A 24,877-nucleotide genomic window follows, 5' to 3' on the forward strand; every position below is an offset into this window, starting at 1 on the left:
TGTCGGTCATCAGTGCGGGTATGGGCCATACATCGGAACGCACGACACAGATTTATCTGACCATGTTGGAAAATTCGGTGATAGACAATGCAAACAGGGGAATTTTGGAGTCGCTGCGTTGTGTCCTCTCTTCGTAAGAGTGAAGACATTTCTGTCCTTTTTGCATTTTAATACATCAAGCATCTGTAAACCAATGATTTGTCTTTCTGGACATTTTTAGAGAAAAAATTATGGGAATGATATACTTGGTTACCCGATAATAAATATACCCATCGTTTGAGAATTTTCCAAATGGCGGGTATATTTATTATAAAAAGCACTCAAGTCCCTGACTTTTTCGCACCATTCATTTGAAAAAAGGATGGGATGGTTTTCAGTACTAATCATAACATAATATCATTATGAGTTTAGAGACTCAAACCACAGCAAGAGGCACTATAAAATATTTTGTGTAAATGGGAGATATAGGATTCAGAAAGAGTTCGGTATTCCATTTCCTCGTGACTGTAAAGTCGGTTTGAATTGTAGCGGTGCCCGAACATGAAAGCCGTGATACTGTCCGCCCGAAATCGGACACTTGTCCGAAAATGAACACCTCTGAATGGCTTCTTATATTTGGAAATCAACGTTTTGTGATTTTGGCATAATAATTGTGGATTGTATATGGATTAAAAACAGCTAATTCAAAATTATTGCCATGGATAGAGAAATTCCCAAAGAAGAGCGCCGTAAAGAGCGCAATAAGAAACTGATACGCTATGGTGTGGCCGGCGTGGCAGGAGTAGTGGTGCTGAGTGTACTGGTTTCCCTGATGCGGACAGGGGTGAAAGAGAAGGATCTGGTGTTTTCTACCGTAGAGCAGGGGACTATCGAGGTCAGCGTCAGTGCCTCGGGCAAGGTGGTACCCGCTTTCGAGGAAATCATCAACTCACCCATCCATACGCGCATCCTCGAGGTATATAAAAAAGGCGGTGACAGTGTGGACGTAGGCACGCCCATTCTGAAACTGGATTTGCAGAGTGCTGAAACCGAGTACAAGAAGCAGCTTGACGAGGAGCAGATGAAACGCTACCAGCTGGAGCAGTTAGAGGTGAACAACAGCACCTATCTGAGCGACTTGGAGATGCAGGTGAAGGTGTCCGAAATGAAATTGAATCGCATGGAGGTGGAGTTGCGCAACGAACGATACCTGGACAGCTTGGGATCGGGGACGACGGACCGTGTGCATCAGGCAGAACTGAACTTCAAGACGGGCAAGTTGGAGTTGGAGCAGTTGCGTCAGCAACTGGCCAACGAGCGTAAGGTGAAGGCTTCCGACCTGAAGGTGAAGCAGTTGGAGTATGAAATCTTCCGTAAGAGCCTGGCCGAAACCAAACGTACCCTAGACGACGCACAGGTGCGCTCACCCCGCAAGGCCATCCTTACCTATATCAATAACCAGATTGGCGCGCAGGTGGGCGAAGGCACGCAGATAGCCGTCATCAGCGACCTGAGCCACTTCAAGGTAGAGGGCGAGATAGCCGATACCTATGGCGACCGTGTGGTAGCCGGCGGGCGGGCCATCGTGAAGATAGGCAGCGAGAAGTTGGAAGGGCAGGTGAGCAACGTCACCCCGCTTTCGAAGAACGGTGTCATTTCTTTCACCGTCCGGCTGGAGGACGATAGCAACCGCCGCCTGCGTTCGGGCCTGAAGACCGATGTTTACGTGATGAATGCCGTGAAAGAAGATGTGATGCGTATGGCCAATGCCAGCTACTATGTGGGGCGGGGCGAGTACGACCTCTTTGTACGCGACGGCGAAGGCCGGCTCGTAAAGCGTAAGGTGCAGCTGGGCGATTCCAATTTCGAGTATGTCGAAGTGGTTTCGGGCCTCAAGCCGGGCGACCAGGTGGTGGTGAGCGACCTGAGCCAGTATAAAAACAAGAACAAGTTGAAACTGAAAAAGTAATTTGATAAGGAGTTGGAAAGCGTCCATTGGCTTCCAACTCCCGTTAACTCCTATAATAAAAACAATAATTATGCTGAAGAATTATTTTAAGCAAGCCTGGACCCTGATGCGGCAGAACCGCCTCTTCACAGGCATCTACGTGGTGGGTACGGGGCTATCCATCGCGTTGGTGATGACGCTGTTCATCATCTTCTACGTCAAGTTCGGCCCTGTCTATCCTGAGTACAACCGAGACCGTACATTGGTACTGAAGCCGATAAAGCGCTACCCGAAGGACAAGCCTGAGAATTGGAATATCAATGGTGGCGTGGCCTATTATGTGGTGGACCAAATGTTGCCGGGACTGCCTCATGTGGAGCAGGTGGCGGGCAGTGTGATTGATTTTTGGGGAGATTATCAGGTGTCTGCCACAGACGTAAAGCCCTTCAAAGCTACTCCCCGTTTTGCCAACGGCGCTTTCTGGAAAGTCTTTTCCTTCCGTTTTGTTGACGGCCAGCCATTCACGCAGGAAGATGTGGAGGCCAAGGCGCAAGTGGCCGTCATCGGTGAGTCGCTGGCCAAGCGGCTGTTTGCCGCCACCGAGGGAGTGTCGGGCCGGCACTTCACCTTCAACGGGCGCGACTACCGCGTGTGCGGCGTGGTGCGGGATGTTTCCAATGCTACGCCCGAGACGGCAGGCGACCTGTGGCTGCCCTTGCTCAATGCGCAGTATATCTCCAAAGAACTGGATCGGTTCGGTTTGCTGGGCAATGTGTTTGTGTCGCTGCTGGTGGACGATGCGGAGAACTTCGAAACCGTGCGCAGCGAGGTGCAGGATGTGTTCCGGCGCTATACCCAGCAGGACAAGGATTATGAATACGACCTGATGGGGCAACCCGATCCATACTGGCTCAGCACTTTCCGCCAGGATGTGGAGAAGGCGCCCGACACGATGGAACTGGCCAAGGACTTCCTCTACATCCTGCTGGCCCTGCTCTTCATCCCGGCCCTGAACCTGAGCGGTATGATTTCCTCGCGCATGGACAGCCGCATGGCCGAGCTGGGCATCCGCAAGGCTTACGGGGCTACGCGCCGCCGCCTGCTGGAGCAGGTGCTCTGCGAGAACCTGTTGCTCACGTTGCTGGGCGGTCTGGCAGGCCTGTTGTTCTCCTACCTGATTGTGCTGACGGCCAGCGACTGGATTCTGACGCTGTTCGACAAGAACATCTACGACACTTCGCTCTCCACGTCGCTCACGCCCGAGATGCTGTTCAATCCCGCCGTGTTCGGCTGTGCGCTGGCCGTGTGTGTGGTGCTCAATGTGGTGTCGGCCCTCGTGCCTGCGCTGGGGGCGATGCGTCACCCGATTATGGAATCGTTGAATACGAAAAGATAAAATCTCATGCTTCAAACCATCTTACATCAACTATGGAACCAGCGTCGTCAGAACGGCTGGATATTCCTGGAACTGCTGGTCGTCAGTTTCTTCCTTTGGACCGTCATCGACCCTATCTATGTATTGACCGCCAACCGTTCCATCGACCGAGGGTATAACCCCGAGGGGCTTTACGTGGTGAACATCGGCATGTACGACGAGACCAACGGCCACTTCGACCCCGACATGGCTTCCGACTCGATGAATCTGGTGGCCTACACACGCCTTGCCCGCATCGTGCGCGAGCAGCCCGAGGTGGAGTGCTGGACCATCTCCGGTAATCAAAGTTTCCCTTGTAGCAACTCGTGGAGCGGTACGCAAATCTATGCCGATACCGCCTCTTTGCACAAAAGGGAAGGTTTCGTACATGCCCAGACTTATAGTTTTGTGGCAACTGATGGCAGCAATATGCTTCATACCTATGGCATGAAGGATGCCCGTACAGGCGGTGACATCCAGGTGCCTGAACAGGTGGAAGACAAGGCATTCATCTCCGAACGGCTGGCTCAGCGCCTGTTTGGTACGGCCGATGCCGTAGGGAAGAAAGTCTACCAGGGCGAGGACGCTTTGGAGGTAGCGGGCGTATTCCGTGACTTCAAGCACCGCGACTACGAGCAGCCCTATCCGCTCATTGTCACCATGTACAGCGAAATGTATGGAAGTCCGTATATGCCGTGGTGGTACAATTTTGTCATCCGTCTGAAGCCGGGTGTGGACGTATCGGCTTTCAAGCAGCGTTTCCAGCAGGAAGTGGCGCCGCAGCTCTCCGTAGGCAACTTCTACTTCGACAGCCTGAAGGAATTTTCGGAGCTGAGCGAGGACTATGCCATGAAGAGTGGTGTCACCAACAAGCTCCGCTTGCAATATGCCCTGACGGGTTTCGCCCTGCTCTGCATCTTCCTGGGCATGGTGGGCACCTTCTGGATACGCAGCAACGCCCGTCGCGGCGAGATTGGGGTGATGCGCAGCATGGGCGCTTCGCAGGGGTGCATCGTGCGGCAGTTCCTCCTCGAAGCCTGGCTGTTGCTGACGGTGGCCTTCGTGTTGGTCATTCCCTTCCTGCTCTATCATGCCCATGTCAACGGCCTGTACACGGTAGAGATGAATGACAAGTTCGTGCCCAATCCCGCCTACGGGCAAAACCGTTTCGGCTTCCACTTCACCGTGGTACTGGCACTCAGTTACGTTGTTCTGATGCTGATAGCGCTGGTCGGAACGTATGTCCCTGTGCGCCGTGCGGCCCGTACGCTGCCGGTAGAGGCGTTGAGGGAAGAGTAAATATAAAACCGAAACATGATGCTAAAGACCTATTTCAGACAAGCCCTTGCGTTGTTCAGGCAGAACCGCCTGTTCAGTACGCTCTACATTGCCGGTACGGGGCTGGCTATCGCCATGACGGTGATTGTGGCGGTGGTTTACTATGTGAAGCTGGCGCCTGTCTATCCTGAGGTGAACCGCGGGAACACATACTACCTGACGGGGACGTCTTTTGAGCGAAACAAGGATGGCCGTTTCCAGTCGTGGAGCTACGCTTATTCGTATAGGGCGTTGCAGGAATGGTTTTATCCGTTGAAGAACGTCCGTGAGGTGAGTGCTTCCACTTTCGGGGCAGTAAAATATATTCAGCCTTCCGACCGTAACGGCGATTTCCCGGTGCAGATTGTAGAAACCGATCCGGCTTATTTCCGTATCTATGCTTTCCGCTTTTTCGAGGGGCAGCCTTTTACGCAGGCCGATTTGGAGAGCGGCATCCGCAAAGCGGTGATTACCGACAAACTGGCCCGTCGTCTGTTCGGCGGGGAGAAGGAAGTCATAGGGCGTCAGTTCCTGCTGGATTACGAGGCCTATCAGGTTTGTGGGGTGGTTCGCGGTGCCAGTTATCTGACCAACCGTTCGTATGCGGACCTGTATGTGCCCTACAGCACGATGGAAGGGTATCGCGATGCCGCCTATCCAGAGGTTCCTTATTGTGGCCCCTTTCAGGTGACGGTATGGGTGGAAGACGGTAAGCAGGGTAAAGCTCTGTGTGATGAAGTTCACGAAATTGTACGGAAGCAGAATCTGCTGCACGAGGCCGACGGGCTGAAGATGAACATTAATGAGGATCCGGTTTCCCATTTGCGTGCGTCTCTGATGATGTCGGTCGGTGGGGGAGGAGACGACTGGTGGAGGGCCGTCCGTTACCTGTTGTTCATATTGCTGGCTTTGTTGCTGGTGCCAGCCTTGAACTTGAGCGGACTGATAGCCAGCCGCATGGAGAGCCGTTTGCCTGAAATGGGCATCCGCAAGGCTTTTGGAGGCGGACGGAGCAAGTTACTTTCGCAAGTATTGTGGGAAAATTTCCTGCTGACCTTGACCGGTGGGGCATTGGGGCTGGTAGCAGCTTGGATTGCTTTGTACGGCTGTCGGGAATGGGTGTTTCGTGTGTTCGACCGTTATGCGTGGTTGGTGCCCGAAGGAACGGATGTCTATGTTTCAGGCGAAATGCTGTTTGCGCCTTCCGTTTTCCTGATAACCCTGGTGTTTTGTCTGGTGCTGAACACGCTTTCGGCTCTTGTGCCGGCGTGGCTGTCTTTGCGCAATCCGATTGTATATTCACTATATGAGAAAAGATAAATATTAATAAGTTGACAAGGCGACCCCTTGTGGCCTGTAGCTTCGTTCCCTTGTCGACTGCATAAAACAAACAACATGCTAAGACTCATTTTTAAAACCTTATGGTCCCGTCGTCGCCGCAATGCCTGGTTGTTGGCCGAACTGGTTGTTGTGTGCATTGTGTCGTGGGCGATATTCGACCCGGTGGTGGTCGTGACGCACGACCGGATGATTCCTTTGGGCTATGATGCCGACCGTCTTTGTCTGGTTTCGTTGGCTATGTACCGTCCCAACGCACCTGATTATGACGGACAGGCCGCCGACTCGGCTTCACTGATGCAGGCCTACGACAACCTTGTGATGCGGGTGCGCAACTACCCCGAAGTGGAACATGCCACTCCTATTTTGGGCTGGCTGTATCCCAACTCGCAAGGGCTGGGATCCATGACTCGGATTCCTGTAGGCGACAGCATTGCCTGCCGCATGCGCTACATCGAGTTTCTGCCCCATACGCAGTTTTTCGAAACGTATGGATTCTGTCCGGCCAAGGGGCTGACGCCGGCAGCGCTTTCCGATTATCCTTATAAGGACGGTGACCTGATTCTTTCGGAGAATACGCTGGAGGCATTCTTCCATACGGACAATCCTCAGGGATGCCGTTTCTGGCAACCCCATGAACAGGACACGCTTTATACGGATGTTGTAGGTGCTACAGCCACTTTCCGCATGTATAGCGACTGGCAACCCATACCTGTGGCTTTTGTTCCGATGCAGACGGTCGACCTGAGTTATTTTCCCAACCAGGTCAAGATATTGGTTCGGCTGAAAGAGGGTGTCGGTATGGATCGGTTTCTGCACCGTTTCCATTCGTGGATGGTACGCGAACTGCGTGCGGGCAATCTGTATGCACAGAAGGTGGAATCCTATCGGCAGCTGATAGCCCTGCGCGAGTATGCGGGAACGACGACGCTTTATCAGCGCAACGTGGCGATGGCGGTGTTCTTCCTTGTCAATCTATGCTTGGGGGTGGCCGGTACGTTTTGGGTGCAGACCCGTACCCGTCGTGAAGAGGTGGGTGTCATGCTGTCCTACGGGGCCACGCCGAGGAGCATTGTCTGTTTCCTGTTGGGTGAAGGAACGGTGCTTACCACTGTCTCTGCTCTGATGGGATGTTTCCTCTATTTGCAGTATGCGCTCAGTGAAGGATTGGCCGAGGGGCAGACCGGCATGGAGACCACCGGTTCTTACTGGGTGCAGAACTTCGGTCTGCATTTCTGTATCGTGTCGCTCATGGTCTATCTTGTACTGCTGGTCGTGGTGCTGATGGGCATTTATATTCCGGCCCGCCACATAAGTGCCATTCCGCCGACGGAGGCCTTGAGAGACGAATGAAACCGCACACTGAAAGCGGACAAAGTGTCCGTTTTCGGACACCCCGCGTTTGCTAAGATGCAGATAATCAAAGGCGCGATACTTTGGCACGACTTTTGATTTTATTCCTGCGAAGGACGGTGCCACCGACGGATGAAAACCGGAGCCGTCTGCGTAATCGGTGGAAAAAGAAACAAGCTATTCAATAACACTAAAAAATAAATGATTATGAACATGATTAAATTGACAGGTATCAACAAGATTTACCGTACAGACGAGATTGAGACACAGGCATTGGAGAACGTGAACCTGACCGTAGAGCAGGGCGAATTTCTTAGCGTCATGGGGCCTTCGGGCTGCGGGAAGTCCACGCTGCTCAACATCATGGGACTGCTCGACACCCCTACCAGCGGCACGGTCGAGATAGCCGGCACCCGGACGGAGGGGATGAAGGACCGCGAACTGGCCGCCTTCCGCAACCGGAACCTGGGTTTTGTCTTCCAATCGTTCCATCTCATCAACTCGCTCAACGTGATTGACAACGTAGAGCTTCCGCTGCTCTACCGCAAGGTGACTGCCAGGGAGCGCCGCCACCTGGCTGAGGAAGTCCTGCGGAAGGTGGGCCTCAGCCACCGCATGCGCCACATGCCCACGCAGCTTTCCGGCGGTCAGTGCCAGCGCGTAGCCATCGCCCGCGCCATCATCGGCAATCCTGAAATCATTCTTGCCGACGAGCCTACGGGCAACCTGGACTCGAAGATGGGCGCCGAGGTCATGGAGTTGCTGCACCAGCTGAACGAGGAAGACAAGCGCACCATCGTCATGGTGACGCACAACGAAGACCAGGCCAAACAGACGAGCCGCACGGTGCGCTTCTTCGACGGGCGGCAGATAGGGTAACGCATCACGAACTTTAAGCACAGAACCATGATCAAGCAATACATCCGACAAGCCTGGACGCAGCTGCGCCAGCAGCCGCTCATCAGCGGGGTGACGGTGGCGGGCACGGCCCTGTCCATCTTCCTCATCATGCTGGTGGTGATGACGCAGCAGGTGCAGGTCGAGCCCTTTGCCCCTGAGAGCAACCGCGACCGCTTCCTGCACGTGAAGTGGGGCAGCATTACGAACGACGCATGGGGAGACAGCAGCAGCAACGGCCCCTGGAGCGTCGCCTCCCTGAAAGAAATCTACGGCAGGCTGAAGACGCCCGAAGCCGTCACCATCTATGTGGCCTACTCCCAGCCCCAGCCGGTCAATCTGCCCGGACAGCCCGCCGCGTCGATCGACATGCGCGAGACGGACGACCGCTTCTGGACGGTGTTCGACTTCGCCTTCACCGACGGCAAGCCCTTCGACCGGGCCGAGTTCGAGGCAGGCCGCCCGGTGGCGGTCGTTACCGAGAGCGTGGCACGCCTGCTGTTCGGCACCACGAAGGCTGCGGGGAAGGAGTTCCTGCTGGCCCATGCGCCCTATCGCGTGTGCGGCGTGGTGAAGGACGTCTCGACGCTGGCCTCGACGGCCTACGCGCAGGTGTGGATTCCCTACACCTCGACCGACCAGGTGAACAACACGTGGAACAACGGCGTGATGGGCGACATGAGCTGCACCATCCTGGCCCGCCGCCGCAGCGACTTCCCCGCCATCCGCGAGGAGGCCCGCCGCAGTCTGGACGAATTCAACAAGGTGATAGGCAAGAACGGTGACCGGATTATCGACCGCAACCGACCCTACGACCAGGAGAAAGACGCCCTGAACACCGGGGCCAACGTGGAGCCGGACGTGACGGCCGCCCGCCGGTCGCGCTTCATCATCTTCCTCATCCTGCTCGTCGTGCCCGCCATCAACCTGAGCAGCATGACGCAGAGCCGCCTGCGCCGCCGCGTGGCGGAAATCGGGGTGCGCCGCGCCTTCGGCTGCACGCGCACGGAGCTGTTGGGGCAGATTCTGGCCGAGAACTTCATCGTCACCCTCATGGCGGGCGTGCTGGGACTGGCCATCAGCCTGCTCTTCGCCTTCCTTTCGGGAGACATGATCTTTGAAGAGAGATGGAATGGCACGCTCAATCCGCCCACCGTCGACGCCTCCATCCTGATACACGCCTCCACCTTCGGCTGGGCGCTGTTCTTCTGCTTCGCGCTCAACCTGCTCAGCACGGGCATCCCCGCCTGGCGCGCCTCGCGGACGAACATCGTGGAGGCCATCAACGGGCGGACGCATTGACATCAATCCATAAAATATCAGACCATGAACAAGAAACTGTTTATACAAATAGGCAACGAATGGCGCAGCAACCTGTGGCTCGCGCTGGAGTTGCTGGTGGTGAGCGTGGTGATGTGGTACATCATCGACCTGCTCTACTGCCGGCTGGTCACCCGACTGGAGCCGCGCGGATTTGACACGGAGCACTGCTACCTGATCGGCATGGGCTTGCTGACCGACAAAAGCCCCGACTACACGCCCTACGACGACACGCACCGCGAGTGCGACGATGTGCGCGAAATGATGGAGCGCCTGCGCCGCCGACCCGAAGTGGAGGCGGTCAGCCTGTCGCAGAACTCCTATCCTTACAACGGCAGCAACAGCACCGCCCAGGTGGACTATGACACGCTTCATGCGTACCGCTGGACGATCCGCCGCATCGTGACGCCCGACTTCGTGCGCGTGTTCCGCTATCGGGGGACGCGCGGCGAGACGCCCGAACAGCTGGCCGAGATGCTGAGGCAGGGAGACATCCTGGTTTCGGACAACATCTTCAGGAAGTACGACGGCCTGTCGGCGACGTCGCTCGTGGGACGGGATGCGTTCCACCTCTTCGGCGACACGGCCCGCACGTACCGGCTGGGCGCCGCCCTGCAGAACGTCCGCTACCACGACTACGAGGAGGCGCGCGTCAGCTATTCCCTGGTGTTCAACATGGACTTGCTGGGCGACCAGGGGTACTACGCCGACAACGAGCTTTGCGTCCGCGTCCGCGCCGGCCAAGACCGGAATTTCATAGAGAACCTCAAGGCCGACAGCGAAAAACAGTTCCGCATCGGCAACCTCTACATCAGCGAGATCGCCAGCTTCGCGGACATCCGCCGCAGCTACCAGCGGAGCTGGGACAACGAGTTGCGCAACCGCCTCATGGGCATAGGCTTCCTCCTGCTGAACGTCTTCCTGGGGCTGCTCGGCACGTTCTGGTTCCGCACGCAGCAGCGTCGCGGCGAGATTGCCCTGCACAAGGTGGCGGGCGCATCGGATGCTGCGGTGTTCGGCCGCCTGATGAGCGAAGGCTTCTTCCTGCTGCTGGCGGTCACCGTGCCTGCCGTCGCCGCCGACATTGTGCTGGCCCACTTCGAGTTGAACAGCTGGCGCAACGGCACTACGCTGGAGTGGCCACGTTTGGCTTTCTGCGTTGCCGCCACGTTTGTCCTCATCGCCGCCATGATTGGTATCGGTATCGGGCTTCCTGCCCGTCGTGCCATGAAGGTGCAGCCGGCGGAGGCGTTGCACGATGAGTAGGAAAATCGGGAAAGCCGGCCGAAAACCTCGGTTGCCGACGGGAAAATCGGGATTTTCCACCCAAACACCGCCGTGTCCGGCGGGAAAATCGGGAAAGTCGGCCGAAAACCGCGGTTGCCGACCCGAAAATCGGGATTTTCTGACTGACAACCGCCGTGTTTGACCCGAAAATCGGGATTTTCCGACTGACAACCGTCGTGTTTGACGCAAAAATCGGGATTTTCCGACTGAACACCGTCGTATTTGACTCGAAAATCGGGATTTTCTGCCCGTCCGACGCGAAAGAGGCGAAGCCCGACGGGTGATTATGAATGTATGATAAAATGTTTTTGGACATGAAACAGACTTTGCTATCTATTTTGCACGCCTTCTCCCTCCGCCTGGGGCGGCACCGCTTCTACACGGCCGTGATGGTGGTGGGGACGGCGGTGACCCTCGCCTTCGTAATGGTGGTGGTGATGGTCTACGACTTCCGCACGGCCGACATGGCGCCCGAAACGCAGCGCAGCCGCCTGCTCTACAACGCCGGCACGCAGTGCATGCACCCCGACAGGACAAACATGTTGGGCTACCGGGCGTTGGGGCCGACGGCCTTCCGCGTCTTGTTCGACAACCTGCCGGGCGTGGACGGGCGCACGTGGCACGGCGGATTGAACACCGCCGTATGCGCCCTGCCCGCTTCGTCCGACCGTCGCACGGTGATGCTCCGCGCGGTGGCCGCCAACTGGTTCGATTTCTTCCGCTACGACTTCGTGGCGGGCCGTCCCTTCACGCCGGCCGAGTACGACGCCGGGCGCGCCGCCTTCGAGCCTTCGGACGACGAGTGGCGCCGCGTGCGCAACCGTGCGGACGGCGTGGTGCGCCGCTTCGTGGTCATCAGCCGGAGCCTGGCGCGCCGGCTGTTCGGCAGCGAGGACGGGGCGGTGGGCAGGCAGTTGTTGCTGGACTTCGAGGAAGCGCGCGTGGTGGGTGTCGTGGCCGATGTCAGCTCCATCTTCCAGACCGCCTATGCCGACGTGTGGGAGCCTTTCACGCTGACGAACGAGGAGAACCTCGACCCGTGCCGGGCTACGGCGGGGCTGATAGGCTTCCGCTACGGCGTGCTTCGGCTGGAGCCGGGCGCTTCGCCCGCCTCCGTCCGTGCCGAGGTGGACCGCCGCCTGGTGCAGCTCAACAATCAGGGGCTGGAGTACGTGTTGACGGACCCACGCCTCTACACGCACACGGAGTACACCTTTTTCCGCGACGGCAGCATAGGCGCCGGGCAGGTCTGCGTCCTGTTGCTGGCGGTGTTGCTGGTGGTTCCTGCGGTGGGCATCTCCGGGCTGGTTCATGCGCAGATGCAGAGCCGCCTGGGCGAGATAGCCATCCGCAAGGCCTACGGGGCTTCAAACGCCGGCATCATCGCCCGCCTCTTTGCCGAAAGTCTGGGCACGACGCTGACGGGCGGCGTGCTGGGCTACGGGCTGTCGTGCGGGCTGGTGGTGGCGGGCAGCAAGTGGCTGCTGGGCACGGGCGGCGTCGAGCCGGAAGGCATCGCGGTGGGCGGCGACCTGCTGCTGCGCCCGTCGCTGTTCGGGGCGGTGCTGGCGGCGTGCCTGCTGTTCAATGCGCTGTCCACCCTGCTTCCGGCCTGGCTCGCCGTTCACCGTCCTATTTCGCACACCTTAACCGGAGGAGAATAAGCTATGTGGAGACTGTTGTTCAATCAAATCTGGAACCAGCGCCGGGCGAACGCCTGGCTCTGGACCGAACTTAGCGTCGTGACCGTGCTGTTGTGGTACGGGCTCGACGTGGTCTGCAACTACGAAGGGGCGGCCCGCCTGCCGAAGGGCTACGACACGTCGTGCGTCTTCGACCTGAGCGTGCAGGCCAAGCCGCTGGAAGTCATCGACGAGGCCGACAACCTTCGGGCGGGCGAAGACTTCGCCTATCTCTACCGCCTGATAGCGGACTATCCCGGCGTGGAGGCCGTCTGCGCCTACTACGGCAGCGTGCCCTATACGGACAACACCATGTTCGAGGGCTATGCGCCCCACACCGATTCGACGCACGTGGTACACGCGCTCATCCGCTACGTCACGCCCTCCTACTTCGAGGTCTTCCGCCTGAAGCCCCTGGCGGGACGGATGGACGCGGCGCACTGGTCGCCTGCCGAATCGCCCATGCCGGTGTGGGTGAGCGCCGACCTGGCCGACTCGCTGTTCCACCTGCCGGATGCGGCCGACGCGTTGGGCAAGACCTGCTTCAACCCCTACTACCTGAAGTCGGCCCGTCCGGTGACCCGCTACCGCGTCGCGGCCGTCCTGCCCCGCCACAAGCAGGGCGACTATGCGCGCTACGAACCGTTCATCTACCTGCCCGCCTCGGAAGCCCTCTACTGGCAGAACGTGGCGATACGTGTGTCGCCCGACCGCGCGGCCGGTTTCGCCGAGCGTTTCCGCAAAGACATGCAGTCCGTGTTCGATCGCGGCATCTTCTACCTCGGCTCCATCCGTTCATACGACGCGATGAAGGCGGCCTACGACGTGCAGCAGGGTACGGTGAACTATCTGAATACGGTCTATGCGGTGGGGGCGTTCTTTCTGTTCAACGTTTTCCTATGCGTCTTTGCCACCTTCTGGTACCGCACCCGTAAACGCCGCTGCGAGGTGGCTTTGCGCATGGCGCTGGGCAGCAGCCGGCGGTCGGTGCTGGCCTGTTTCCTGTCGGAGGGCCTGCTCCTGTTGCTGCTGGCCGCCGTTCCCGCCCTCGTCGTCGCCTTCCATATCCATCTGGCCGACCTGACCATCCACACGCTGATGGACGCGACGGGTGCCCGCTTTGCGGCCTGTTTCGGCCTGGCGTTGGGGCTGATGGCGCTGATCATCGTGGCCGGCATCTGGTATCCCGCCCGCCGGGCCATGAAGATACAGCCCGCCGAGGCCTTGCACGACGAATAACTTTAGCTGACGATTCATCCGATTAAAGATATGAGCAATATGAGAACAACATTCTTTTCCTTTCTGACGGCTGTCCTGACGGCCCTGCTGCCGTCGGCCTCCTTCGCCGCCGTTCCTGCCGCTGCCGACAGCGTGCACCGCCGTTCCATCACCCTGGACGAGGCCGTCCTGCTGGCGCGCGTGCAGAGCGTGGACGCCGCCGTCGCCCTGAACGAGCTGAAGACCGCCTACTGGGAGTACCGCACCTTCCGCGCCGACCTGCTGCCGGAGGTGAACCTGACGGCCACCCTGCCGTCCTACAACAAGAGCTACAATTCCTACCAGCAGGACGACGGCTCCTATACCTTCGTGCGAAACAACTACATGGAGATGAGCGGCCAGCTCTCCGTCGACCAGAACATCTGGCTGACGGGCGGCACCCTCTCGCTGAACACTTCGCTCGACTTCCTGCGGCAGATGGACGGTGCCGTAGGCAACCGCTTCATGTCCGTCCCGCTGGCCCTGACCCTGAACCAGCCCATCTTCGGCGTGAACGCCATCAAGTGGAACCGCCGCATCGAGCCTGTGCGCTACGCCGAGGCCAAGGCCGCCTTCCTCAGCGCCACCGAGGAGGTGACGATGACCACCATCAACCATTTCTTCAACCTGCTGCTGGCCCGCGAGAACGTCAACATCGCCCGCCAGAACCTGGCCAATGCCGAGAAGCTCCACGAGGTCGCCAAGGCGAAGCGGAAAATGGGGCAGATCAGCGAGAACGACCTGCTGCAACTGGAGCTGAACGTGCTCGACGCCCGCTCCGCGCTGACTTCGAACGAGAGTTCGCTGAAGAGCCGCATGTTCACCCTGCGCTCCTTCTTAGGGCTGGGCGAAGACGAGGAGCTGGAGCCGGTGGTGCCCGACTCCGTGCCCGATGTCCTGCTGGACTACGACGAGGTGCTGGCCAAGGCGCTGGCGAACAATTCGTTTGCCCACAACATCCGCCGCCGCCAGCTGGAGGCCGACTACGCGGTGGCGCAGGCGAAGGGCGACCTGCGCTCGATTACCCTCTTCGCCCAGGTGGGCTTCACGGGCACGGCCGGCAACTTCGACAGCGCCTACCGCCGCCTGAAAGACAATCAGGTGGTGGAGGTGGGCTTCAAGGTACCCATCCTGGACTGGGGCAAGCGGCGCGGACGGGTGAAGGTGGCGAAGAGCAACCGCGAGGTGACCGAGAGCAAGCTGCGGCAGGAGGCGATGAATTTCAACCAGAACATCTTCATCCTCGTGGAGCAGTTCAACAACCAGCAGGCGCAACTCCGGCTGGCCGACGAGACCGACCGGATTGCGCGCAAGCGCTACCACACCAACGTGGAGACCTTCCTGATCGGCCGGATTTCCACCCTCGACCTGAACGACTCGCAGACGCAGAAGGACGAGGCGCGCCGGAAACACATCACCGAGCTGTTCTATTACTGGTATTACTACTACCAGCTGCGCAGCCTGACGCTGTGGGATTTCGTCGCCGGCACGGGCATCGACGCCGACTTCGACAAGATTGTGCGCCGATGAGTGGGCAGTCTGCGGATTAATCACTATTTTTGCGCCATTATGATACTGATAGTAGACGACGACAGTGCCATCCGTTCCTCGCTCAGCTTTATGCTCAAGCGGGCGAAGTACGAGGTGAAGGCGGTCTCCGGCTCTGCGGAGGCCATAGAGGCGGTGCGCTCGGTCACGCCGCAGCTCATTCTGATGGATATGAATTTCACCCTTTCCACCGACGGCCGGGAGGGGTTGATCCTGTTGAAGCAGGTCCGGCTCTTCTGCCCCCGGACACCCGTCATCCTGATGACGGCGTGGGGCAGCATTCCCCTGGCCGTAGAGGGCATGCAGGCGGGCGCCTTCGACTTCATCACCAAGCCCTGGAACAACGCCGCCCTGATGCAGCGCATCGAGACGGCCCTCGCCCTGACGGCGGACGAACCGGAAGGCGGCGACTCCCTGACGGACGACGACGGCTTCGACCGCAGCCGCATCGTCGGGCAGAGCAAGGCGTTGACGGACGTGCTGGCCACCGTGAAGCGTGTGGCGCGGACAAACGCCCCCGTTTTGGTGACAGGCGAGAGCGGCACGGGCAAGGAACTGATAGCCGAGGCGGTGCACCGCAACAGTCCCCGGCGCGACCGGCCCTTCGTCAAGGTCAATCTGGGCGGCGTGTCGCAGACGTTGTTCGAGAGCGAGATGTTCGGCCATAAGAAGGGCGCCTTCACCGACGCCCTGTCCGACCGCAAGGGGCGTTTCGAGCTGGCCGACAAGGGCACCATCTTCCTCGACGAAATCGGCGAGCTCGACCTCTCGTGTCAGGTGAAGCTCCTGCGGGTGCTTCAGGAACAGACCTTCGAGCCTTTGGGCGACAGCCGGCCCCGCAAGGTGGACGTCCGCGTGGTTTGCGCCACCAATGCCGACCTGGGGCAGATGGTGGGCGAACATACCTTCCGCGAAGACCTGTTCTACCGCATCAACCTGATAACCGTCCGCCTGCCCGCCCTGCGCGAGCGGCGCGAGGACATTCCCCTGCTGGCCCGCCACTTTGTGGAGAAGCGTTGCCGTGCCGACGGCCTCGCGCTCGTCCGCCTGACCGACGACGCGCTCGATTATCTGGCCGGCCTTCCCTATCCGGGCAATATTCGCGAGTTGAAGAACTTCGTGGAACGGACGTTGCTGGTATGCGGCAAGGATGTGCTGACGGCCGGCGACTTCAGGCAGCAGTATCATCCGGCGTGCGCCCCGCAGGCCGCCCCTGTCCCCCGGCAGGACATGACGCTTGAGGAAATGGAGCGGCAGACCATCCTTCAGGCCCTCGAAAAGCATGGGAACAACCTCTCGCAGGTGGCTCAGGCCCTGGGCATCAGCCGCGCCGCGCTCTATCGCCGTCTGGAGAAGTACTGCATCGGTACCAACGACTAATCCTGCTGTGCCATGCGACTGAAATTTCTGTTCTTCCTTCTGGCGTTGCTGCTGTTCGCGGTGTGGGGCATCCTGCTGGTGCCGGCGCTGGAGTCGGGCAAGACCTTGTTCTACGTGGGCGAGGCGGTGACGACGCTCAGTCTGATATTGTTAATCTATTTCTACCGCAAGTTGGTGACACCGCTCAACAGCATTGCCAACGGCATCGACCTGCTGCGCGAGCAGGACTTCAGCAGCCGCCTCGCCAAGGTGGGGCAGGCAGAGGCCGACCGCATCGTGACGATGTTCAACGGCATGATGGACCAGTTGAAGAACGAACGCCTGCGCCTTCGCGAGCAGAACCACTTCCTCGACCTGCTTATCAGCGTGTCGCCGATGGGTGTTGTCATCCTCGACTTCGACGGACGGGTGTCGATGCTGAATGCTGCCGCGCTCCGCTTCCTCGGTTATGCATCGCAGGCCGACCTGACAGGCAAACGCTTCGATGCGCTCGATGCTCCGCTGGCGGAGGAAATCAATCGCCTGGGCAAGGACGCCACCGATACCGTCCGGCTGAGCGACTCCATGATTTATCGCTGTTCGCGCCTGTCGTTTGTCGATCGCGGCTTCCCTCATCCGTTCATCCTCATCGAGAGCTTGACGTCGGAGGTGGTGAAAGCCGAAAAAAAGGCTTACGAGAAGGTAATCCGCATGATAGCCCACGAGGTGAACAATACGACGGCGGGCATCACTTCCACGTTAGAGGCCGTAGGCGAGGCATTGGAGGAGACGGACGACACCGGCGACCTGCGCGAGGTGATGAAGGTCTGTGTGGAGCGTTGTTTTGGCATGAGTCGCTTCATCACCAACTTCGCCAACGTGGTGAAGATACCCGACCCGCAGCTGGAGCAGGTGCACCTGAACGATCGCGTGTCTGCCTGCAAGCGGTTTATGGAGACCATCTGCCGCGACCGCGACATCACCCTTCACAACGAGCTGTGCACCGACAATCCCCCGGTGTGGATGGATACCGCCCTCTTCGAACAGGTCTTGGTGAACATCATCAAGAATGCGGCGGAGAGTATCGGCCGGTCGGGCGACATCTACATCCGCACGTCGGCATCGCCGGCCATGCTGGAAGTGGCGGACACGGGCGCAGGCATTTCGCGCGAGGTGGAGGCGAAGCTGTTCAGCCCCTTCTTCTCCACCAAACCCAACGGGCAGGGCATCGGACTTGTCTTCATCCGCGAAGTGCTCAGCAAGCATGGCTGTACGTTCTCGCTCCGCACCTGGCCCGACGGGTTGACACGTTTCCGCATCAATTTCCCTGAGAAAGTGTAGGGCGTCGTTCAGAAGCGGCACCGCAGGTCGAGGCCTATTTGTATGGGTCGACCCCTCTGGGCGAAGCCGCGGTTCATGGTCTCGAACCAAAACGCCTGGTAGTGCTTGTTCAGCGCGTTGTCCACCCACAAGGCAATCTGCCCGTTCCCCTTATTGAAGCTCAACCGCCCGTCCAGTGTGCCGTAGAGGGCCTGGCTGGCGTTGTTTGTCTCCGTCCAGTAGATGCGCCCTGCGGCTTTGTAGTGGACGTCGAGGGTGATGTTGTCCAACCATGCGCCCGCTTTCATGGCGAAGATGTATTGTCCGCCTGCGTTGAACGTGTGTTTGGGAACGAAAGGCACGTATTTCCCGTCGTAGTTCACTTCGTCGCTCACCGCGTAGTCGGTGAATGTGGCATACGTGTAGCCGTAGCTGCCGCTCAGGCTCAGGGCGTCGGTCAGTTGGGCGCGCAGGGCCGCTTCCGCTCCTATGCTTCGGCTCTTGCCGGCATTGACGGTGATGCGTCCCAGTCCGCTGGCGGCAAAGCGCGAAATCTGCTGGTCGTGCGTGTCCATGTAGAAAACGGCCAGGTCGGCTTGCAGGCGGCCGTCTAAGAGGGTGAGATGCGAGCCGGCTTCGTAGTTCCATGAGTATTCGGGACGGTAAAGGGTGGCCTGTTGCACGTCGGTTTCGGCCTTTTGCGCCATGCCGTTCAGCATGCCGATGACTTGTTGCTTGGTGGCGTCGTCAATCATGCCCACGCTCTCGATGACCGGGATGGTGGCTTGGGCCACGTCGCCCATGTTGGCGCTGCGCATGTCGGCCTGAAGCAGGTCGCTGAACATCTGTATGTTGTAGCCTCCCGAACGATACCCCTTGGAGACGGTGGCGTAGACGTTGTTACGGCGGTCGAAATCGTATTGCAGGGAGAACTTGGGCAGCAGCTGGATGTAATCATGCGTCAGGCTGCCCCGATAGGAAAGGCTCTGCTCGAAAGTGGTTTCCTTCACCATCGGGATGGGTCTGTTCATGGGTTTCAGCTCGCCACTCAACGAATAGGTGTGGGTGTAGCTGCATCCTGTGTTGTAGTCCAGCTTCAGACGTTCGTAATCCATGCGCAGACCGACGGTGAGCGACAGGCCTTCGGCACCGAAAAGGTCGTTGAAGGTGGATTGGTGGAAGAGGGCCGTGTTCAGCACAGGGGTCTTGAACACTCCACCGATGGGCAGGGTGTTGCCGTTGATGCGATCGCTGAAGACAAACTGCATCGTCATGGGGCCCTGCGAAATGGAGGGCAGGTATTTGTTGGCGTTGTCGTTGGTCAGGGTGTTGAGCCACGTCAGGCCGTCTTCGTGGAAGGTGACGGGCGCGTCCGTGTCCAACCACTGGTAGAAGGCGCTGGCGCCTGTGGCCCATTGCCAGCGGCGGTCGGGCTTGGACTTCAATACCAATTCCTCGCTCGCGGTCTTGGAGTTCTGCTTCTGCATCATGGTGTAAATGTTCTGCTCCGTGAAGTCTTGGTCCAGATCCATGTGGTCGTCCAGGAACTGAAAGCCCGTGGCGCTGCTCAGAATGAAGTTGTCGGCCTGATGTTCTAAGTTGAGGCCGCCGTTCAGCAGGTTGCGTCGGTAGCCGCTCTTGTGGTTGTAGGCGATACGCCCGATAAAGGCGGTGCGGTCTTCCTCGCCTTCGGTCACGCCGGTGTATTCATAGGGATATCCGCCCTGGTTGGCATATTCGTAATTCAGGGTGAAGTCCAGTTTCAGGTTCTCCCTGGGAAGGTAGATGGCACGGAGGCGGCCGCCGAACTCGTCGTCCTTGTCCACGTGTTCGTTCAGGTAAGAGTTCTCGAAGAAGCCGCCTTTGTGTTCGTAGAAGAAGTTGGCGGAGAAGGCGAATTGGGGGCTGATGCGGTGGTAGTGGCTGACGCTGGCCTTGTAGTTGTTGTAGGTGGCGGCGCTCAGCGTGAGGTCCGTCCCCTGATAGGTGAAGGGCGACTTGGTGAAGATGCGTATCAGGCCGCCCATCGTGTTGCGTCCGTAGAGCGTGCCTTGCGGGCCTCGCATCACGTCGATGCGCTCGATGTCGGAGTAGTTGAAGTCGAAGGCCGATTTGTCGATGAAGGGAATGTTGTCCACGTAGAGGCCTACGGCAGGCGTGTTGATGCGCGAGCCGATGCCGCGCACGTAGACCGAGGTTGTCAGCTTCGAACCATAGTCGGGAATGAAGAGGTTGGGCACCAGCGACGAGAGGCTCTTGGCCGATCGGACGGCATTGCCCCGCATGTAGGCCTGCGAGAAAGATGTGGCCGAGAGGGCTTGCTGGCGCAGGCGGTTGTTTTCCTTGGGGGTGGCGATGACTACCACTTCTTCGATGTCCACTACTTTGGTAGAGTCTTTGGAGGCTTCTTCGCCCCAGGCTGTCTGCGTCACTCCCACAGTTAGCAGCGCAAGGACGGTCCAAACAGATTTCTTCATTGCGGTCTTGTTTTTTCGGCCGCAAAGTAAGGGCAAATCTTTCGGTCGTGCAATCCTCACTTATGAGGAAATTGCGGGAGAAAGAGGGCTCAAATCTGATCTGCCTCCACATAGCCGTGCATCACGGCGTAGATGGTGAGACCCGAAACGGACTTGATGCCTATCTTCTCCGTAATGTTCTTGCGATGGCTGATGACGGTGGTCAGGCTGATGTTCAGACGGTCGGCTATTTCCTTGTTGATAAATCCTTTGACGACTAACGCCAGCACTTCTATCTCGCGTGCCGTCAGTTCGTGGCCAGTCGCAGGCAGCTTGCCGGGATGCCCGTGCCGGTGGCCATGCTCATGCAGTTGGACGATGTTTCGCACCAGTTCCTTTTCCGGCTGGCAGATGTTCAGTGTCAGCACGCCCGCCAGTTGCGGGCCGGCTTCGCCCGTAGCCAGCACGATGGTCTTAGGCCGTCGCGCCAGGAAGAAAGCCGTATGTTTGAGGTACACCTGCGACGAAATGAAGTAGTGGGCATACATGTCGGGCGTGTCGTCCATGAAGGCGGCAAACGAGGGGAACGTGCGGATGATGGCGCCGGGGATAAGTTCTTCGAGCAGGTCGCTCAGCCCCAGGCTGCTCAGAGTGTTGGGGTCAATGATGGCGATTTCGGGGGTAGGCATAATTATTCCTTTCATTGAAATGGCGGTTACAAAGAACGTTATTTCCGGGTAAACCGACAAAAAAATAGCAGAAAAAGCACTGCCATGCTTCCTATTCCCCATTCCAGCCAGGCAGAATGTCTCTCTCTGCTTTCCTGCCTTTCCTCTTCCCGAACGGTTTCCAGCTGCAATCGGTGCTGTTCAATCTGCTTCTGTCTGCCTTCTTCCCGTCTGTGTTCCGTTTTCACCTGCTCTTCCGTGCATCGGCTTTGGGTATGTACGATCGTAGCCAACACCGGTTTTCGTGTAAGGCTGTCTTGCCGGAAAGTCAGCACCGTTTGTTCCAGCCGGTCCAGCTTCCGGCCGCTCCATTCCACTTTCACCTGCCTTTCCAGTATGCTGTCCGATACATATCCGGCCGAGCTGTCCACCTTCTCCCGGCTTTGTTTACACCCCACCGACTTATAGCTTCCGCACGCAGCGAGCAGGCCGACAGCCGTTAGTGCCAGCAAACATTCTTTCATCCATTGTTTGACGTTAAAGCAAGGACAGGCTTTGATATATTCTTCCGGTTCAATGTCCCCACTACCATTTCGATCGGGCGATGTGTCTCGATGCCCCATTACCTGTCGGATGTTATACCTCCGTTGTAGTTCCTTTATTAGCTTTTTCATAGTTTTTTTCTGTTCGGGAGTGCGTGTGTCTGTAGGTTTTCCGCTTAGATCCAATCCGCCTATGTAGCAGATGCCAATACTGGTTGCATTCCAACCTTTACAATGTGCTCCAATTTGTTCTATTGGTCGTCCTTTTTCCAAAGTTCCGTCCAATCGTATTACATAGTGATATCCAATGTCTCGAAATCCCCGTTCCTTGTGCCAGTGTGTGATGTCGGTGGTTCCATAATCTGCTCCGCATTTAGTTGCGGAGCAGTGAATGATGATACTATCAATTTTTCTCATAATTGTTCTTTTTTAATTCGTTCCTTTGCCTTTCCGGGCAATTTGATTTATTGCAACTCCATCTTTCAGCTTTCTGTAGTGCTGCTTCCAACATTGTAAAACGTATGATCCAGTTCTCCAGTTCAGTCTGACTTTCATGAAGTTTTTTGTGTAATTGTTCCATCTGTATATAGCAATCCTTTAGCTGCTTATGTAGAAAGTCCACTTGTTTGTGGTAGTTCTCAATCTCAACAGCAGCAGCTTCTGCAGCCTGTTTTCGTTTCTCAGTCTTGCGATTCATCCAAATCTGTACTGTCCATTTGATAGCTTCCAAGCCTCCTATGGCAGAAATAATAGCAATGATAAAATCTTTTGTTCCCATATCTTTTTGTCGAAAAAGTAAAAATATTTTTTTTGAGAATTCTGGAAGAAAAGAATAATTTCCTCCAGAATTCTCTGTTCATACCTATTTACAAAGGACTTTCATTGTGATCGTCTCCTCCTCCGCCGTCAGGATCCGTTACTCCTGTCCCTTCGGTCGTTTCACTATTTATTTTATCTACATCCAGAAAGTTCAGTCCATTCGTGCGGGTCGTTGCCCCGTTATGGATACGGATGTCATTGTGAGCACGGAAGCAGATGCGCAGGCCGGTGATGTCGTTGGTCGTGAATTTATCTGCATCCGTCACACCTTTTCCTTGTAACGTCAGTGAAAAATAGCCGAAGCCATCGATATTTACTTGCCGTCCATCCAATAGAATTTCCTGCAGCGAGGCACAGAAATACTTCAGCATGTTGTACACTTCACCTTCGCCCAAGATGGACTGTTTGGCAATCTTCTTGGCAACTTCATCCAGGTCGGCTGCCTTGCCATACTTGTAAGTCACTACCGGGAATACCCGCATTTCAGATGTTTCGTCCGAAGGAACCAGACGTCTTTTGAGTTTGTGATAACGGATTGTCATAATTGTATCCTCCCATTTTTTAGTTTGTTAATAACTCAGTTTATTTTGTCTTATCAGCTGCTGACACTGCAAAAATGAGGCATTTCTATGACGTGGCGAGGGACAGACTGCAAAGGCCCGAAAACGGGCTTGGGGATACATCTGAACAGGGAAGTAAGGATATTCGGCAAAGGAAAAACGGACAAAAGGGCCCGTTTGTGAGGTGAATAAAAACGTAAGGGGCGGGACTTTTCTGTCTGAAAGTAGTCCCGCCCCCGCATTATCCCGGTCTCTTCTGGGCTTTCTTGTGTCGATAGCCTCTCAGGAAGGCATCTTCGGTCACACCCCGAATGTCATACTCTTGCATGAACCGGTTCACCGTCTCCAGGTACGTGACACCATATTTGCGTCGCCCCTCCTTCATGCGTTCGTACAGATCCTTGCGCATTCTGTAGTCAATCATACGTTCCAGTTCGCGTGTAGCCTCCTTTCCCAGCTGATAATACCACGCCGAGTTTTTGGAATTCCCCAGCGAAACGAATCCCAGCGTCAGGTTTCCTTGCGGCCGCACCAACGTGCGAGGGCAGTGGCCATAAAGTTTCTCACTGACAAAACGATAGAAAGTAGAATGTACCGGCAGACGGAGCACTCCGTCGTGCATGTGCTTGGCAAACGCTCCTTGCAGATAGTTTGCCAAGTCTTGTTTGATTTGTAACACAATCGTTTTCATATATGTATCTTTTTAGATTATAAATTTTTTATAATAGGAGAACATAGCTTCTCCGAGGTCAGAAGACCGCTTCCCGGCAGTACAGGCCTGAATACTGCGCAGGCAGCAGTGAGTGGCATTTCATGTATCAGTTTCCTTGGTGGACCCGACACCGTTCAATCGTCAGAAAAATCAAGATTCTTGATGTTTTTCATGCTGCAAAGATAATCAAAGTTTCGGGTTGTGCAAACAAAAATGGAAGAAAAATATCAAGAAGATTGATTTTTTTTAGTGATTAACAATCATAGAAACTAAATATAACGTGAATTCGTCGAACTCACGTTAGTTTAGTTTGTTTTTAGTATATATAGAGACTAAATATGTAAACTAAACTAAATTTCGGTTTGTTTTCATAACGACCAATCTGCCGCTAAAAGGAAAATACATCATCTTTTTCTTTTGGCTGCGAAATTTTTTTTGCGTGAAATGTTTTTGCAATGTTTATTCGACCGACAATGCAATTGCTTTTTTATCGGCTTTTTTTATGGACAATATACTTCTATTATTTGATTCGGTTAAGCGATAAACGTTCATTGTAGGGGGCTGTTAAGTGTCGTATTGAAACAATCACATCGGGCGTGGCGTTTTAGTAGGCAAATTCACTGTCAATTGTAGGGGCTGTGTAAGCCTGACTGTTATACAATGATATGAAACTTAATACCCCATTCAGCAGTCATCATTGGGGCGATACCACTCAATCTGCAAGCAGAGGCGGCATATAGTGTTCATTTTAACGCATAAGTCCGGTTTTGGCAGACTCATATCCACCGAGATTGGTATTGTTGTTTTGTCAGCAATAGTCGCAAATGTCATCTGGCCCATGATTAGCAAAATGCATTACTCATTTGCCGTGTTAGTGGCAAACAATAACTGGATTATCCGACAGATCATTCTACCAGTCAACTTGCAAGCCGTTGAACTTTTCCGACACATCCTGCGTAGGGGCGAACAACACGTCGGGAATGATATCGTCATTCACAATGACGGCAACCATTCGTCCCCTCCATTAACATATTTAAATGGTTGGCCGTAACTATTTTATGCATTAACACAACTGGCAAACTTGTGGACAAAGAAATGTCT

At 56.4% G+C, this 24,877-nt stretch carries 19 protein-coding genes and 1 pseudogene; 14 read left to right on the forward strand and 6 right to left on the reverse strand.

What is annotated here, in order from left to right:
• The 14 genes and pseudogenes from Q0Z70_RS07995 to Q0Z70_RS08060 form a co-directional block, all read left to right on the forward strand.
• Positions 1-137 (forward strand): annotated as a pseudogene (locus Q0Z70_RS07995) (site-specific integrase); the annotation flags it as partial.
• 560 nt (positions 138-697) lie between these two features.
• The gene (locus Q0Z70_RS08000) at positions 698-1,948 is read left to right on the forward strand and encodes an HlyD family efflux transporter periplasmic adaptor subunit (RefSeq protein WP_298073569.1); all 1,251 of its coding nucleotides are present in this window, start codon (positions 698-700) and stop codon (positions 1,946-1,948) included.
• 70 nt (positions 1,949-2,018) lie between these two features.
• On the forward strand, positions 2,019-3,323 hold the full coding sequence (locus tag Q0Z70_RS08005) for an ABC transporter permease (RefSeq protein WP_298073570.1): 1,305 nt from the start codon (positions 2,019-2,021) through the stop codon (positions 3,321-3,323).
• A gap of 6 nt (positions 3,324-3,329) precedes the next feature.
• Positions 3,330-4,640 (forward strand): FtsX-like permease family protein, encoded by a 1,311-nt coding sequence (locus Q0Z70_RS08010; RefSeq protein WP_298073571.1) that lies wholly within the window; start codon positions 3,330-3,332, stop codon positions 4,638-4,640.
• 18 nt (positions 4,641-4,658) lie between these two features.
• Positions 4,659-5,978 carry an ABC transporter permease gene (locus Q0Z70_RS08015; protein WP_298073590.1) on the forward strand — a complete coding sequence of 440 codons (1,320 nt, stop codon included), beginning with the start codon at positions 4,659-4,661 and terminating at the stop codon, positions 5,976-5,978.
• A gap of 75 nt (positions 5,979-6,053) precedes the next feature.
• Positions 6,054-7,349, forward strand: a complete 1,296-nt coding sequence (locus tag Q0Z70_RS08020; protein WP_298073572.1) for an ABC transporter permease — start codon at positions 6,054-6,056, stop codon at positions 7,347-7,349.
• Between the two features lie 213 nt (positions 7,350-7,562).
• Positions 7,563-8,228 carry an ABC transporter ATP-binding protein gene (locus Q0Z70_RS08025; protein ID WP_298073591.1) on the forward strand — a complete coding sequence of 222 codons (666 nt, stop codon included), beginning with the start codon at positions 7,563-7,565 and terminating at the stop codon, positions 8,226-8,228.
• 27 nt (positions 8,229-8,255) lie between these two features.
• A complete protein-coding gene (locus tag Q0Z70_RS08030) occupies positions 8,256-9,548 on the forward strand; it encodes an ABC transporter permease (protein WP_298073573.1) in 1,293 nt (430 codons plus the stop codon).
• 24 nt (positions 9,549-9,572) lie between these two features.
• A complete protein-coding gene (locus Q0Z70_RS08035; protein WP_298073574.1) occupies positions 9,573-10,832 on the forward strand; it encodes an FtsX-like permease family protein in 1,260 nt (419 codons plus the stop codon).
• Between the two features lie 335 nt (positions 10,833-11,167).
• Positions 11,168-12,517 (forward strand): ABC transporter permease, encoded by a 1,350-nt coding sequence (locus Q0Z70_RS08040; RefSeq protein ID WP_298073575.1) that lies wholly within the window; start codon positions 11,168-11,170, stop codon positions 12,515-12,517.
• A gap of 3 nt (positions 12,518-12,520) precedes the next feature.
• The gene (locus Q0Z70_RS08045) at positions 12,521-13,774 is read left to right on the forward strand and encodes an FtsX-like permease family protein (protein WP_298073576.1); all 1,254 of its coding nucleotides are present in this window, start codon (positions 12,521-12,523) and stop codon (positions 13,772-13,774) included.
• A gap of 39 nt (positions 13,775-13,813) precedes the next feature.
• Complete coding sequence (locus Q0Z70_RS08050; protein ID WP_298073577.1) at positions 13,814-15,322, forward strand: TolC family protein; 1,509 nt, start codon at positions 13,814-13,816, stop codon at positions 15,320-15,322.
• Positions 15,323-15,361: 39 nt separating this feature from the next.
• Complete coding sequence (locus tag Q0Z70_RS08055) at positions 15,362-16,720, forward strand: sigma-54 dependent transcriptional regulator (RefSeq protein ID WP_298073578.1); 1,359 nt, start codon at positions 15,362-15,364, stop codon at positions 16,718-16,720.
• Between the two features lie 12 nt (positions 16,721-16,732).
• Positions 16,733-18,040 carry an ATP-binding protein gene (locus Q0Z70_RS08060; RefSeq protein ID WP_298073579.1) on the forward strand — a complete coding sequence of 436 codons (1,308 nt, stop codon included), beginning with the start codon at positions 16,733-16,735 and terminating at the stop codon, positions 18,038-18,040.
• A gap of 8 nt (positions 18,041-18,048) precedes the next feature.
• Here the strand turns inward: Q0Z70_RS08060 and Q0Z70_RS08065 are convergent, their stop codons facing one another.
• The 6 genes from Q0Z70_RS08065 to Q0Z70_RS08090 all read right to left on the reverse strand — a co-directional run bounded on the left by Q0Z70_RS08065 (position 18,049) and on the right by Q0Z70_RS08090 (position 23,755).
• Positions 18,049-20,496, reverse strand: coding sequence for a TonB-dependent receptor (locus tag Q0Z70_RS08065; protein ID WP_298073580.1), 2,448 nt, complete (start codon positions 20,494-20,496; stop codon positions 18,049-18,051).
• Positions 20,497-20,585: 89 nt separating this feature from the next.
• Positions 20,586-21,164 (reverse strand): response regulator transcription factor, encoded by a 579-nt coding sequence (locus tag Q0Z70_RS08070; RefSeq protein WP_298073592.1) that lies wholly within the window; start codon positions 21,162-21,164, stop codon positions 20,586-20,588.
• Positions 21,165-21,202: 38 nt separating this feature from the next.
• On the reverse strand, positions 21,203-22,102 hold the full coding sequence (locus Q0Z70_RS08075; protein WP_298073581.1) for an N-acetylmuramoyl-L-alanine amidase: 900 nt from the start codon (positions 22,100-22,102) through the stop codon (positions 21,203-21,205).
• On the reverse strand, positions 22,089-22,463 hold the full coding sequence (locus tag Q0Z70_RS08080) for a hypothetical protein (RefSeq protein WP_298073582.1): 375 nt from the start codon (positions 22,461-22,463) through the stop codon (positions 22,089-22,091). Before Q0Z70_RS08080 ends, Q0Z70_RS08075 begins: the two co-directional genes overlap by 14 nt.
• 88 nt (positions 22,464-22,551) lie before the next feature.
• Complete coding sequence (locus Q0Z70_RS08085; protein WP_298073583.1) at positions 22,552-23,046, reverse strand: DNA-binding protein; 495 nt, start codon at positions 23,044-23,046, stop codon at positions 22,552-22,554.
• Between the two features lie 259 nt (positions 23,047-23,305).
• Positions 23,306-23,755, reverse strand: a complete 450-nt coding sequence (locus tag Q0Z70_RS08090) for a hypothetical protein (RefSeq protein ID WP_298073584.1) — start codon at positions 23,753-23,755, stop codon at positions 23,306-23,308.
• Between the last annotated feature and the right edge of the window lie 1,122 nt (positions 23,756-24,877).

The organism is uncultured Bacteroides sp., assembly GCF_947632445.1.
GTDB lineage: Bacteria > Bacteroidota > Bacteroidia > Bacteroidales > Bacteroidaceae > Bacteroides.